The 14,804-nt window shown below is 41.4% G+C and carries 9 protein-coding genes; 5 read left to right on the top strand and 4 right to left on the bottom strand.

All coding sequences use genetic code 11. From position 1 onward, the window contains the following. The first annotated feature begins 49 nt into the window (after window positions 1-49). Both V7K61_RS22980 and fabD read left to right on the top strand, forming a co-directional pair. A complete protein-coding gene (locus V7K61_RS22980) occupies window positions 50-1,042 on the top strand; it encodes a beta-ketoacyl-ACP synthase 3 (protein ID WP_335056817.1) in 993 nt (330 codons plus the stop codon). 88 nt (window positions 1,043-1,130) lie between these two features. After that, window positions 1,131-2,012, top strand: coding sequence for an ACP S-malonyltransferase (fabD, locus tag V7K61_RS22985; protein WP_335056819.1), 882 nt, complete (start codon window positions 1,131-1,133; stop codon window positions 2,010-2,012). Window positions 2,013-2,207: 195 nt separating this feature from the next. Here fabD and V7K61_RS22990 read toward each other — a convergent pair whose 3' ends face one another. From V7K61_RS22990 to V7K61_RS23005, 4 genes are all read right to left on the bottom strand, one after another. Further along, a complete protein-coding gene (locus tag V7K61_RS22990) occupies window positions 2,208-3,497 on the bottom strand; it encodes a sensor histidine kinase (RefSeq protein ID WP_335056821.1) in 1,290 nt (429 codons plus the stop codon). A gap of 15 nt (window positions 3,498-3,512) precedes the next feature. Then, a complete protein-coding gene (locus V7K61_RS22995) occupies window positions 3,513-5,708 on the bottom strand; it encodes a response regulator (protein ID WP_335056823.1) in 2,196 nt (731 codons plus the stop codon). After that, window positions 5,705-6,670, bottom strand: a complete 966-nt coding sequence (locus tag V7K61_RS23000) for a phosphate/phosphite/phosphonate ABC transporter substrate-binding protein (RefSeq protein WP_335056825.1) — start codon at window positions 6,668-6,670, stop codon at window positions 5,705-5,707. Before V7K61_RS23000 ends, V7K61_RS22995 begins: the two co-directional genes overlap by 4 nt. Window positions 6,671-6,822: 152 nt before the next feature. After that, window positions 6,823-12,300 carry a trifunctional serine/threonine-protein kinase/ATP-binding protein/sensor histidine kinase gene (locus V7K61_RS23005; RefSeq protein WP_335056827.1) on the bottom strand — a complete coding sequence of 1,826 codons (5,478 nt, stop codon included), beginning with the start codon at window positions 12,298-12,300 and terminating at the stop codon, window positions 6,823-6,825. 134 nt (window positions 12,301-12,434) lie between these two features. Here V7K61_RS23005 and V7K61_RS23010 point away from each other — a divergent pair, with 134 nt between their 5' ends. The 3 genes from V7K61_RS23010 (at window position 12,435) to V7K61_RS23020 (ending at window position 14,727) form a co-directional block, all read left to right on the top strand. Beyond that, on the top strand, window positions 12,435-13,073 hold the full coding sequence (locus tag V7K61_RS23010; RefSeq protein WP_335056829.1) for a lysophospholipid acyltransferase family protein: 639 nt from the start codon (window positions 12,435-12,437) through the stop codon (window positions 13,071-13,073). 228 nt (window positions 13,074-13,301) lie between these two features. Then, complete coding sequence (locus V7K61_RS23015) at window positions 13,302-14,339, top strand: AI-2E family transporter (protein ID WP_335056831.1); 1,038 nt, start codon at window positions 13,302-13,304, stop codon at window positions 14,337-14,339. A gap of 91 nt (window positions 14,340-14,430) precedes the next feature. Beyond that, entirely contained in the window at window positions 14,431-14,727 is a 297-nt protein-coding gene (locus tag V7K61_RS23020; RefSeq protein WP_094348440.1) for a DUF2288 domain-containing protein, read from the top strand. The last annotated feature ends 77 nt before the right edge of the window (window positions 14,728-14,804 follow it).

Genomic DNA, 14,804 nt, shown 5'->3' on the forward strand with positions numbered 1-14,804 from the left:
AAAGGACAAAAGACAAAAGACAAAAAGCTGATAGCTTGGGAGATTAAGAGTGCAAAACTTAGGCGTAGCAATCACCGGAAGCGGCTCGGCAGTACCAGCAACTTCCCTACACAACGATACATTGAGTGAACTAGTTGAAACATCAGATGAGTGGATTGCCACAAGAACGGGAATTCGTCAGCGTCGATTAGCTCTGTCATCTGAGTCCTTGAGTGTACTCGCTACTGCCGCCAGCAGTCAGGCGATCGCAGCTGCGGGAATTAAACCAGAAGACCTAGACCTGATTCTGCTAGCGACTTCCACCCCTGATGATTTGTTTGGTAGTGCTTGTCAAGTACAGGCTAAATTGGGAGCTACCAACGCAGTAGCCTTTGACTTAACCGCTGCCTGCTCCGGCTTTGTGTTTGGTTTGGTTACAGCAGCCCAATATATTAGAACTGGTGTTTACAGAAATGTACTGTTGATCGGGGCAGATATCCTCTCTCGCTGGGTAGATTGGGAAGATCGCCGGACTTGTGTATTATTTGGTGACGGTGCTGGAGCAGTGGTGTTACAAGCTGCCAAAAGCGATCGCTTATTAGGATTTGCCCTTAAAAGTGATGGTACTCAAAATCATTACCTCAACCTTGCTTATGCAGGTACTTCTCAAGAACTGCTGACTGATGTAAATATCACCAAAGGCACTTACCAACCAATTACGATGAACGGCAAAGAAGTTTACCGCTTTGCTGTGCAAAAAGTGCCAGAAATAATTGATAAAGCCTTGTTTCAAGCTAACATCAGCGTCGATCAAATAGATTGGCTGATATTGCATCAAGCCAATCAGCGAATTATTGATGCTGTTGCCCAACGCCTGAATATCCCAGAACATAAAGTTATCAGTAATCTCGCCCAGTACGGCAATACCTCAGCGGCTTCCATCCCCTTAGCTTTAGATGAAGCGGTACGACAAGGTAAAATTAAACCCAATGACATCGTTGCGACATCCGGCTTTGGTGCCGGTCTTACTTGGGGCGCGGCAATTTTTCAATGGGGAAGATAAATATTTTGTCATTAGTCATTAGTCATTTGTCCTTTGTGAATGACCAATGACAAATGACAAATGACCAATGACTACTGACTATTGACAAATGACAAAAACTGCATGGGTGTTTCCCGGACAAGGTTCTCAAACGCTGGGAATGGGAATGGATTTACTAGATATACCGTCCGCTAAAGACAAGCTTGCCAAAGCTGAGGATATTTTGGGCTGGTCTGTAACTGAAATTTGTCAAACTCAAGAAGAGAAGTTATCACAGACGCTGTATACTCAGCCAAGTCTTTATGTGGTTGAAAGCATTCTTGCTGACCTGCTTCGAGAACGAGGACACCAGCCAGATTTAGTTGCTGGCCACAGTTTGGGAGAATATACTGCCCTTTATGTAGCGGGTGTCTTTGAGTGGTCGGCTGGTTTATATCTGGTGAAGCGCCGTGCAGAACTCATGGATAGTGCCGTCGGTGGGATGATGGCAGCTTTGATGAACTTTGACCGCGAACAGTTAGAAAAAATTATTGCCCAAACGCCTGATGTAGTGATAGCAAATGATAATAGTTCGGCTCAGGTGGTAATTTCAGGTACGACTGAGGCTGTACAAGCGGTGATGACTCAAGTTAAAGCAAAGCGTGCGGTTCCCCTAAAAGTTTCTGGAGCATTTCATTCACATTTAATAGCACCAGCAGCTGCGGAATTTCAAGACATTCTAGAATCTGTGGAATTTCAGCCCGCGATTGTGCCAGTGTTGTCTAATGTCGAACCAATTCCGTCTATTGACGCCGAGATTTTAAAGCAACGCCTGAATAAACAAATGACTGGTTCTGTAAGATGGCGAGAAATTTGTCTGCAATTACCAGTTAACGGTATCGAGCGAGTAATGGAAATTGGCCCTGGTAAAGTGTTAACTGGCTTGGTTAAACGTAATAGCCCTGATTTGATTTTACAAAACATCCAGAATGCTAGTGATTTACCTGTTTAATTTTTTTTAGCTTCTATTAGATAGGTGAAGACACGAAAATCATTATTTGCAGTGCTATTTAGAACTCTGCAAGGGTACTCCTACCAACCTGTAGGTTGGCGGAATGAGGAATTGTAGGACTATTTTTGTCACATCCATTATAGTGTTTGAGAATTGGTGATTGGTTAGTTAAATGATTCTGAATATACTAAAAAATCAACTTGTTTGTTCTGCTTGAGTGGGTAAGGTGATGACAAACTCTGTTCCTGCTCCTAGTTCAGAATTGACTGTAATTGTCCCTCCATGTTTTTCGATGATAATTTGCCGGACGATCGCTAATCCTAACCCCGTACCTTTACCTACTTCTTTAGTAGTAAATAACTCGTTAAAAATCTGATCCCGCACTGCCTCACTCATGCCAATACCGTTATCTTTGATGCGAATTATTGCTTGCTGCATATCTTCAGATAATTCTGTCTTAATAATAATTTGATTAGGATTAATTTTAATCTCTGCATAACTACGTCCAGGATTTGATTCTTCTAAAGCATCGATCGCATTAGCTAATAGATTCATAAATACCTGATTTAATTGTCCTGCATAACATTCCACTTGGGGGAGATTGCCATATTTTTTAATTACTTGAATTTCTGGGCGAGTATCAGAAGCTTTGAGGCGATGTTTGAGAATCATAATTGTAGTATTAATACCATCGTGAATATTGCTAGGAATGGGGCGATCGCTATCAGCACGAGAAAATGTCCGCAAGCTGATGCTAATGTCTTTAATCCGGTTTATTCCTTCTCGCATCGAGCCAACTAACTTTGGTAAGTCTTCACGGATGTATTCGAGGTCAATGGCTTCAATTTTATCTTGAATTGCCGGACTGAAATTAGCAGATTCTTGTTGAACTAAATCCAGCAATCCAAACAAATCTTTAATGTTCTCTAAAGCGTGTTGAATATTCCCTGAAAGAAAGCCAACGGGATTATTAATTTCGTGGGCAACACCAGCCACCAAGTCGCCCAGAGCCGACATTTTTTCGCGTTGAATGACTTGCAGCTGAGTTGCTCGTAATTCAGCAGTTTTTTGAGCCACTTGCTGTTCTAAATTTTGACTCAAGAGACGCAACTGTAAATGGGTTTTCACCCGTGCTAACACTTCTTCTTCTTGGAACGGCTTGGTAACGTAGTCTACTGCACCAAGTTTAAGCCCTTTAACTTTGTTGTCTACATCAGCCAAAGCAGTCATAAACATCACCGGAATATCGCAAGTCTTGGGATTAGCTTTCAGGCGTTGGCAAGTTTCAAATCCATCAATTCCTGGCATCATCACATCCAGTAAAATCAGATCGGGCGGTCGTCGCTCAATTTGTTGCAGGGCGCGTTCGCCACTGGTTGCGATCGCAACCTTATAGCCTTCATTACTTAAAGCCTCTGAGATGACATCCAAATTAGTGGGAATATCATCAACGATTAAAATTAACCCACTTAAAGTTGTTGCCATAATCGTCCTTAAATCCTAAATATTAGTAAGGTATTGTTGAATCAAGGTTTCAATCTTCTCAGTTTCAAATTGCTTGGCTAGTTGTACTACCTGCCCTATAAAAGGTTGATAACGCCGATCCTTTTGGCCAATTTTATTTGCAGTTTCTGTCAATTCTCTCACTAAGCCATCCTGCGCCAGTTCCAGTAACATTTCCAAATCTGCGGCTGGTGGGGGAATTAGCTCCGTGAATACCTCTTTGTCCATCGCCCTGTCCCCATCGACTGCTTCATATTTCCAAGTGAGTTGCAGGTGCTGTGCCAGCAAGGTGAACAACTCTTCCGCATCAACGGGTTTTGTGAGAAAATCATCTCCACCCATAGCTAAACTCTTCTGTTGGTCAATTTCTGACACCGATGCTGAAGATACAATCACCAACAAATGCTTGATATCCTCAGAAGTGCGTAACTCCCTGAGCATTTGAAAGCCATCCATTACCGGCATCGCTAAATCTGTAATTACTAAATCTGGCTGTTTTTCTCTGGCTTTCTCTAAGCCTTCTTCACCATTTTCTGCTTCGGTAAAAGTGAACCCCAGTGGCTCCAAGAGATTTACCAAGACTGACCGATTTTCCCAGCGATCGTCCACAATCAGAATATGGCGTGGTTTCCCCTCGTAGCCGATAATGGTGCGTCCGTCAGTGACTGAACTTTTTTGCGCCCAATCAGAGGCGAGAGGCAATGCCACCTCAAAGTAAAAGTTACTGCCCACCCCCAGATCACTCTCAATCTGAATTTTTCCTCCCATCAATTCCACAATTCTTTGGCTGATGGCTAAACCTAACCCTGTGCCTTCCGACTGGCGTTTTTGATCTCCTACTTGTTCAAAGGCTTGGAATAGTTTGTTGATCTGATTAGAGGCAATGCCCACTCCAGTATCTATCGCTTGGAACTTGAAGCGAGGTAAGGGAATTATGGAATTTGACTCTAATACTTCTACCTTCAGGGTGATGCTCCCTTTGTCGGTAAATTTAATCGCATTTCCTAAGACATTCAGTAAGACTTGGCGGAGCCTTTTCTCATCAGCCTCAACTCCGGTGGGCAAATTGGGATCGGGTTGATAAATAAAGTCAAGTCCTTTTTGGTCGGCGCGAACCCGACAAATTTCGACCACGCCTTGAACAAATGAGGGGAAGTGAATAGTTTTGGGAGCGAGTTCTAGTTTGCGGGCTTCGATTTTTGAGAGGTCTAAAATGTCGTTAATTAATGTTAGGAGATGAGAGCCGCACTGATGAATAATATTCACACCATGACGTTCTTTGTCGGGGATAACTTTAGAACGTCCGAGAATTTGAGCATAGCCGAGAATACCGTTGAGGGGGGTACGGAGTTCGTGACTCATATTAGCCAGGAAATCGCTTTTTGCTTGGTTGGCTTCATTGGCAAAATTCTTTTTTGCCTCCAAATCACGATAAGACTCTGCTAACTTAACAGTCATGCGGTTAAACTCGCTGGCTAATTGCTCGACTTCATCACCAGTCTGGATGTCTAATCTGTAGTCCAGATTACCCTCTCTAATGGTCGCTACGCCTGTCTGAAGTTTCTTGATAGACCGCACTGCTGGCAATAGAATTAGGACAAACTGCCCAGCAAGAACTAGCAAAGTAAAAGCAAGAATTCCCCACTTGACAATTTGCTCGGTTTGATTTAAATCTTGCCCTGCCTGAAGAGCCAGTTTTTGCTTTTGTTGGAAAATTCTAATAATCTTAGAAGTATAAAAATTCACATCTCGATTAAAAGCGTTAATAGCTCTATAGTCTTGCTTCACATCTGCTACAGACAGACTATTTTGGGTAATAACTGATTGACTAATTTCCGTTGCCAAGTTATCAAAAACTTGATACCGACTATACACAATATCTAATTCTTTAGTAGTGGGGCTAAGTTTTTTCATTTCATCTAATATAGATAAAAATTCTTGCTTCACTGCTTGATATTCGGCGATTTTAGCTTGAGGATTTTCTAGCACTAACAAATCTTTGAGAGTGATAATTTGTCGGGCTAGGAGAAAATCTATGGTTTGAGCATTGCCAATCAGTTTCAGGCTTTTATAATGTGCCTCTTCTACCCGAACGCGGGCGCGTCCCAGTACTAGATTACTTGTGCCTACGGCAATAATAATCATCCCGACGGTTATTACCGAAGATCCAAAAAATTTCTGCCAAATCTTCATTTTGTCTTTGCTAATTTTTCGTCTAATTGTTTCTTGACCTGCCTCACCCGATCGTAGTCTGAGTCTTGCACCAGGGTATATCCATTAGAAGGAATTCCATCAAGATTCAGCATTCCAATAGGGGCACTAATAAATGCCTCTTTTAATTCAGCAATCAGCTGGGGAGATAGTTTCTGAGAAACAACAATAGGAGATTGGGGAATTGGTTCTGATTCCCACATTACCTGATAATAATCATTGATTTTGCCAGCTTTTTTAGCTTGCTTATAAATGTCAAACTCAATACCTACAGCATCAACTTGCCCATCTAGGAGTGCAGCTAATGAGTTCTTATGGTTCTTAAAAAACTGAACAGAAGCAAAATCGCTATTAAACTTAAAACCTATATCTAATAGGTGAACTACAGGAAACATATAACCTGATGTTGATAATTTACTGGTAAAGCCAAGCCGCTTGCCCTTAAGATCGTTGAGGGTTTTGATCCCACTAGCAGAATTAGCGATAATAGCTGATTTATACCAAGGTCGTCCCGTACTTTTAGTGATAGGGGCAGCGATCGCCTCGATTTGTGGATTCCGTCGCTTTGCCTCAATATAAGAAAGTGGCCCTAGTAAGGCGATTTGCACCTTTTCTTCTACCAAAAGGTCGACGGTACGTTTGTAGTCTTTGACCGCTTGGATAGATACAGGTCGTTTCAGGGTTTTATTTAGGTATTCAGTTAAACTTCGTATTTGTTCCTGTTGGTCTGTGTCATTCGACGCTTGGGCGATAATTGCGATCGCTAAAGTTGCTGGTACCTTTTCCACACTAGCTTGAATGCTGGGCGTTGGCTGGGGATTATTATTACTGGAAGTTTGAGTAGTGCAACCAGTACTAATTACTATTAATGCAGGAACTACTACGATAAGAGCTATTTGTCGCTTAATCAATGAATTGAGTTGTTGCTGTGAATATGCTTGCATAGCTAGACACTCTTTATAAATCGGATGTTGATACTAACATTTGGTAAATTTGATTAAGGGAACATTAAATCTTAGCTGCAATATTAAATCCTTAAGACTTCTAGATTTAGTATTCCCAGATATCTGAAGCTGTTTACCAAAAGAGCCAAAAATTACACCAGAATTTCAATGATAAATTCTGTACCCTCACCTAGAATCGAGTTAAAACTCAATTTACCACTGTGGCTTTCTTCAACGATTTGACGAGCGATCGCTAATCCTAATCCCGTCCCTTTACCCACACCTTTTGTAGTAAATAAGTGGTCGAAAATCTTTTGTTTCACTGATTCATTCATCCCCTTACCATTATCAGCGATCACAATTTTCACGCCTTCATTTACCGGTGAGGTTTTAATTGTAATTCGGTTGGGATTGTCCTTAATTTCTTTGAAACTCCGTCCCGTATTTGATTCATCCAGCGCATCAATGGCATTTGCCAGAATATTCATAAACACCTGATTCAATTGTCCAGGAAAACACTCAATTTTAGAGAAATTGCCGTATTCAGTTATCACTTCAATTTCTGGACGTTGTTCGTTAGCTTTTAGACGATGTTTGAGAATTAAAATCGTACTGTCGATACCTTCGTGGATATTAAACAGCACTTTGTAATCTTGATCGGCGCGGGAGAAAGTTCGTAAACTGGTGCTGATATTTTTTAAGCGATCGCACGCCATAGTCATGGAATCAATCATCTTGGGCAAGTCTTCTAAGCTATAATCCAAGTCGATTGATTCGGCGTGGTCTGTGATTTGATCACTGGCATTGGGCAGGCTTGATTGATAGAGTTTTAAGTGTTCAACAATATCAGCGAAGGTAGGTTTAGCTTGTTTGAGACTGGCAGCAATAAAACCGAGGGGATTATTCATTTCGTGAGCGACACCAGCAACTAAATTACCCAACGCAGACATTTTTTCACTTTGCACCATTTGTAATTGAGCCTGTTGTAAATCTTGCAATGCTTGTTGCAAATCTTCTGATTTTTGCTGCGATTCGGCGAATGACTGCTCTAGCTGTTGGGCATAGTTCTGCGATCGCTCATAAAGTCGGGCATTTTCCAAAGAAATTGCCGCTTGAGCGCAGAGTAAACTTAGCAGTTCGACGCGATCGCTCGTAAACGCCCCCGTCGCTAAATTATTCTCCAAATATAAAATGCCCAGCAACTTCCCTTGATGTAAAATCGGGCTGCACAAGATACTATGAGGCTGCTGACGAATGATATAGGGGTCACTGGCTAAAGTCCGATCGGTCGCCGCATCAAACAGCACAACAGTTTGCCGATCGTGCTTGACTTTGTAAATCAGCTTCAGGGGAATGTCTTGACTGTCCTCAACCCGAAGGCGCTGCAACACGACTGGCTCCGTCCCCACAGTCATTGACCCTTTAATCAGCAGGCGCTCCTCTTGCAAGAGCATTAACACGCATTTATCAGCTCCCGCATTTTCAACAACAATAGAAAGCAACGATGAAAGCAGTTTTTCCAGTTCGATTTCACTGGAGAGAGTTTGGGAAGCTTTGAGAATTGCAGCTAAATCTAAAGCTACAGAGACACTACTACTACTACTGGAAGTGGCGGAACTGGTAGATGTGACACTCCCCAATGTAAAGATAGTTTCGTGAGTGGACAGAGGAGAGCGAGTTTGTTGGAGGATCGGAGCAAGCAGTTGGGGATAGCGTGTTTCCAAGTCGGCGACTTTGGCTTTAGCGCCCCAACGAGCATAGCCATAGTAGGCGTTCGTCATGTATTCCTGGGCAATGCGTACTTTACCCCAGTCGAGGTAAAATTTGGCGGCGAGTTCATTGGCCAGTGCTTCTTCTTGGATGTATTCGTTGGCTTTGGCTCCTGAAATGGCGCGATCGTAATGTTCAATTGCTTCGGCTTTATTGCCTAAAACCCGATACTTTTCTGCCTCAACTAAATACCATTTATGCTGATGATTCATGGGAGCATTCTGCGCCCACTGTTGCAAAATAGTTTGATGGGTTTCCACCAAGGCGAGAAATTCGGCTTGCTCCTGCTCTGGCTGCATGGGGAAGAGTGCCAAATGCGTCAGTGCTGCATAGAAATGAAAAATGGGAATAAAAATCATCCCTGATACTGCCATTAAATATTGTTTGGCTTGGACGCTATGTTCTAGGGCAGGCGTGTAATTACCAAAAATATAGGCAAGCATCAGTTTGTAAGTGTAAGCAATAGTGATCGCTGTGAGATCCTTGTCCTGATGGTGCTTAGAAAGCATCACCGTTTCATCGTAGGCACTGCCAATTAAGCAATCCGACAGAATACGACCTTCCCTCAAGTTCTGCACAGTCTGCTGCATCATATCCAAAAAAGTCTGGGCAGAATGTTGTTTTATCTGCACTAAGATAGCCCTGTAATCTGCTATTTCCGGTTCCCAAATGTCCAGTTCTACCCCAGCAAAAAGTTTGACCATGAGGTAATCGAAGCAGTTGTAGCCAGCGTTGAGAAAATCACCAGTTTCTATACCAGTTGCATAGCCATCTTTCAGCGTCAACATCGTTGCTTTGAGAGATTCCTGATGATGTTGAACCCAAGCCGCAAACAGAAGTAGAACTTTAGACTCGAATTCCCTGACATTCAATTGGTCAACCAAGTTGATTGCTAATCGCCCAAAGCTATACCCTGATTTGACTTCTCCCACAAAAGCACATAACACCATACTGTGAATCGCATACCCTACCGTTGATCCTGGTGTATTCCCAAACTGGATTGATAAACTCACCATCGTTGCACTCAGTATGGGCATTAATCCCGGCATTGCCTGTAGAATCGGTGAAAATAATATTCCTAACAGTTGCATAGCTGCCTGAGTGTGGCGATCGCTCATTACAGGTAGATCGACTAATTCCTCAATCTCTCTATCACCCTGAAGACTAGCTATGGTTTGTAGGGCTTTAGCAATTTTGGCTTCGTCAGGTGCAGTGGGGAGTTCAACCCCTAATTGAAAGAGTGCATCTCTTCCCACTGCAATGGCTTCTAATATCTTGCTCTGGGCTGTGTAGGCAACGATTTGAATTTGGTAAATTTTGATTTTGTCTAAAATCGTCTGAGCTTCTTGTAACACCAGTGCTGCTATTTTTTCCATGCCATCAAAATCAGCATTCAAATAAGCAGCTTCGGTAGCAGCAACATGGAGATTCAGAGTCAATTCATATTGATCTTGCCAGCAGTTGGCTGTCAGTATGTCAATCCCTGTTTGGAAATAAACTCTTGCCGCAGTATAAGCTGTAGAATTTCTGGCTTTTTGTCCAGCTTTTAAGTTAAGTTGGGCTAAATCTTCCCGTTCTTGCGGTTGGGCGATCAGCTCAATTCCTTGGTTTAAATGTCTGACAATATCAAATAGTTTTTCTTCCAGTTCTACTTCCGAGGAACTGTGCAGTAGTAATTTTCCAATTTTGAGGTGAGTTGCTTGTTTTTGGTCATCGGGAATCAGCGAATAGGCAGCTTGTTGGACGCGATCGTGTAAGAATCTATATTTGGCTATTTGTTTACTGGTATTTTGATCTGACAGCGCTAATTGCTCGCGTTCTTCTCCTTGATAAAACTTATAAACATCACTAATCGGTAAAATCAACCCTTCTTGCAACGCTTTCCACAAATCTGAAGCCGTTTCGATTGGGGATTGTTCAGAAACAATTGCCAAAGTTTCTAAATCAAAAGAGTTGCCAATACAAGCAGCTAACTGTAATATCTGTTGAGTTGATTCTGGTAGTTTTCGCAATTGAAAACTCATAAAAGCCACAACATCATCTGTAACCGCTTGCTGATTTACTTGTACGATGTCACATTGCCACCCCCCTGCCTGGTAAGGGGGGATTGGAGGGGTAAATTCAATTAGCCTATCTTGATGCAATGCTTTGAGAAACTGGGTTGCAAAAAACGGATTACCTTGAGTTTTTTGAGAGACTAATTGAGAAAGAGGCGATGCCAAACTTTCCTTACATTTCAGTGTATCAGCAACTAATTGATTCAGTATGACTTGATTCAGTGGTGCTAAAGTAATTGTATTAATCGTTGCTTGGTTTTTTTGAATCTCACTCAAAGTCAACATCAATGGATGTGCTAGGTTGACTTCGTTATAACGGTACGCACCAATTAACAGCATATGCTTTGTATCAGCCATCAATAGCTGCATTAACTTCAGCGATGCTGAATCTGCCCATTGCAAATCATCTAAAAACATCACTAAGGGATGTTCAGCACTGGTAAAAACTTGGATAAAATTTTGAAACAAGAAATTAAATCTATTTTCTGCCGCCATTCCTGATAATTCTATGGCGGCTGGTTGTTCGCCAATAATTCTTGATAATTCGGGGATAACTTCAATAATTACTTGTCCATTTTCTCCAACTGCCTCTAATATTTGGTTTCTCCATTGCTGGATTTGGATATCACTTTCAGTTAATAATTGTCCAATTAAATCTCGGAATGCTTGCACAAATGCACTGAAGGGAATATTGCGTTGAAATTGGTCATATTTCCCTTTGATAAAATAACCACGTTGTCTAACAATCGGTTTATGAACTTCGTTGACAACCGCAGTTTTCCCAATCCCTGAAAAACCTGCTACCAGCATTATTTCTGTTGCACCAAGACTGACTCGCTCAAATGCATCAAGTAATGTTTGAACTTCGGTTTCTCGTCCATAGAGTTTGTCGGGGATGATGAAGCGATCGCACACATCCCGTTCTGCAATTGGGAAACTCTTAATTTCACCAGAAACTTGAAGTTGAGATAAACAATTTTCTAAATCAAATTTCAGCCCCAATGCATTCTGATAGCGGTCTTCAGCATTTTTCGCCATCAATTTGTTGACAATCTCCGAGAGTACAGACGGGGTTTGTGGGTTAATTTTATGTACTAAGGGTGGAAGTTTCGCAATATGAGAATGTACTAACTCCATCGGGTCGTTTGACTTAAACGGTAATTCCCCAGTCAGTAATTCGTAGAATGTTACACCTAAAGAATAGAAGTCAGTCCGGTAGTCAATCCCGCGATTCATTCTGCCTGTTTGTTCTGGAGAAATATAAGCGAGTGTACCTTCTAATACATTGGGATTGATTAGTGCTTGCGTTTCCCGTGGTAGTAAAGATGCAATACTGAAGTCAATTAATTTGACTTGTTTGGTTTCGGGATTAATGAGAATATTGGCGGGTTTTATGTCTTTGTGAATAATCCGCTCGCGGTAGAGTATATCTAAGGTATTGCACAGTGCGATCGCAATTAGTAAAACCTCTTGTAGAAAAGCGGTATGTCGCGTCTGGTTAGAGATGAAATAATCTTTAAGAGAAATCCCGCCAAAATCTTCCATTACCAACGCATAGCCATTTTGATACGGTTCCAAGCTGTAGGTTTGGATGATTAGAGGTGAGTTGAGATTTTTAGCTATAGTGTACTGGTTACGAAACGATAAGAGTTCGCTGAAACTCGGATAAGGATTTTTGAGCAATTTAATCACTACAGGTAATAAGTCAATTTCTCGATAACCGCGATAAACCACGGTTCGAGAACCGTTGTAGAGTTTTTCGCTAACCTTGTATCCAGGAATACTGACTGTAGTGGGAAACATACTGCTAAATTCTAAAGATTTCTAGATTTAGTGTTCCCAGATGGGTGAAGTAATTCATCTCTATAGCTTTTTTGCGTTTGATCTGGGTGTTGCGATCGCGTATGCTAAATTCAGTTTGATTTGCATTATCTTCTGTGGACAAAAACCGCGAACCGTTGATCAGTCTGGCACTTTATCACGCCTTTAAATGGTCAGTCGTCAGCCCCATGCTTCACGCTTACTTTCGGGGCCAGATTCATGGTGCGGAAAATGTCCCCAAATCAGGGCCGTTATTAGTAGTGAGTAATCACGCTAGTTACTTTGACCCGCCGATTGTCTCTAATTGTGTACGTCGTCCAGTGGCGTATATGGCTAAGGAAGAGTTATTTAATATCCCTGTTTTGGCGCAAGCGATTAAATTGTATGGCGCTTACCCAGTCAGCCGCGGAAATGCCGATCGCAATGCCATCCGTTCCGCCCTAGAATATCTCAATAAAGGTTGGGCTGTCGGTGTTTTCTTGCAAGGTACTCGCACCCCAGATGGTCGAATTACAGACCCCAAAAGAGGCGCACTGCTGCTAGCGGCGAAAGCAAAAGCCCCAATATTGCCGGTAAGTGTCTGGGGTACTGAGAAGATTTTACAAAAAGGCTCGTCCCTACCTCACGCAGTTCCCATCACCGTCAGAATTGGTAACTTGATTGATACTCCCAGTTCCACGAATAAAGAGGAATTGGAGGCCTTGACACAAAAATGTACCGCAGTAATAAACGAAATGCATGATTTAGGACGATGAATCTAGAGAAACTACAGATATATGCTTTAGGGAGGTAGCGATCGCTATTAGATTACTCTAATCTTAAAGTCAATTTGCTCTAGCAATAAAGTAAAGGACTTCCAACAAATAACTCTCAATCTTACAGGGCGGCTAACTTTATCGCGCTAAACAACTAGCGTTTTTATGGTTTAATTACGAATTACGAATTACGTTAGCGAAGCGGGGCGTAGCCCATTATGAATTATTATGAGCGGCTTTGAAGCCAAGAATTTTTGGGAGCGATTAAATAATCTGGCATTAGTTCGCTTTTTGCTTTTAGTTGCTTCTGGCTGGGCAATTGTACAACTTTTAGCTTATTTTGAATCGGTCATTGTTATTTTTACATTTGCGGCAATTTTAGCTTTTTTACTCAGTTATCCTGTACAGGGGTTACGGCGTTTTTTGCCCCACGGTATAGCTGTTGGTGTCGTTTTCTTGCTGAGTATTGTGATTATAGGCGGTCTGATAATTACTGTGAGCTTAACGGTTTTATCTCAAGGACAACAATTAATTAATAGTATCACTGCATTTTTAAATTCTTTAGTACCTTTATTAGAGGGCATAGAAGTATTTTTACGCAACCGTAATTTACAAATAGATTTAAGTTTTATTGAAGAACAATTGCGGAATCAAGCTGTATCAACTCTTGTTACTAGTTTAGCTATTTTACAAGGTTTTATGACGAACTTTGTAACTTTTATATTGATTGCAGTTGTGGCTTTTTTCATGCTATTGGATGGAGATAAACTTTGGAATTTTATTTTAAAAATAGTACCAAAACAGCGCCGTAATAGATTTACAAATATAATCAGAAAATCTTTTTTAGGCTTTTTTAGAGGTCAGTTGCTATTAAGCGCATTTTTAACAGTTTCAACATTCTTAGTATTTTTACTCTTAAAAGTACCTTTTGCTTTGATATTGTCAATAATAATCGGAATTGTTGATATAATTCCGGGCATAGGCGCGACATTAGGAGTAAGCACAGTGACTCTATTTGTGTTGTCTCAAGGTATTTGGTTAGCAGTAAAAGTATTAATAGCTTGTATTGTCCTTCAGCAGATACAAGACAACTTGATTGCGCCCCGAATTATGCAAGGCGCGCTGAATCTTAATCCTGTAGTGGTGTTTTTTGCTTTACTAGTAGGGGCTAGAGTAGCAGGATTATTAGGTGTTTTTATATCTATTCCCATCGCTGGAGTAATTGTGTCTTTATTTGAAATAGATGAAATGAAATCTGAAGTTTAGTTATTGGTCATTTGTCATTGGTCATTTGTCAGGAACTCGGAACTAGTGAATAATGTAAAAATAGCCATTTACAAATAAGCATTGGGAAGCAATGTCGGATTTAAGAGCGGAATTAACAGAAATTTTGGATGAGGCAGAGTGGGAATGGTTAATTCCTCATGTACAACGAGATGCAGTAATTTTGGTGGCGCTTGAGCTAGACTTGGTAGATGTTGGAGTAGCGATCGCCAGTGATAACATTCCATCAGTGGAACAGTGGATCGATAAACAATTGATTACCAAACCCACAACAGTACAGGTGGGAGAATGGAATCTTGAGCGCAGTAAACGATTTAATACTCTCATCGTTCAACCTTACGTTCTAGCCCAAGAAATAGTTGCTGCCTAATTCGTTTCTGTGTTGTTTTCGATGGCAGTTAGTGTTGAGTTATTTTCTCAGAAAAGATAGTTGAATGTGCCAGTTAT

Source organism: Nostoc sp. (genome assembly GCF_036918015.1).
Taxonomy (GTDB): domain Bacteria; phylum Cyanobacteriota; class Cyanobacteriia; order Cyanobacteriales; family Nostocaceae; genus Nostoc.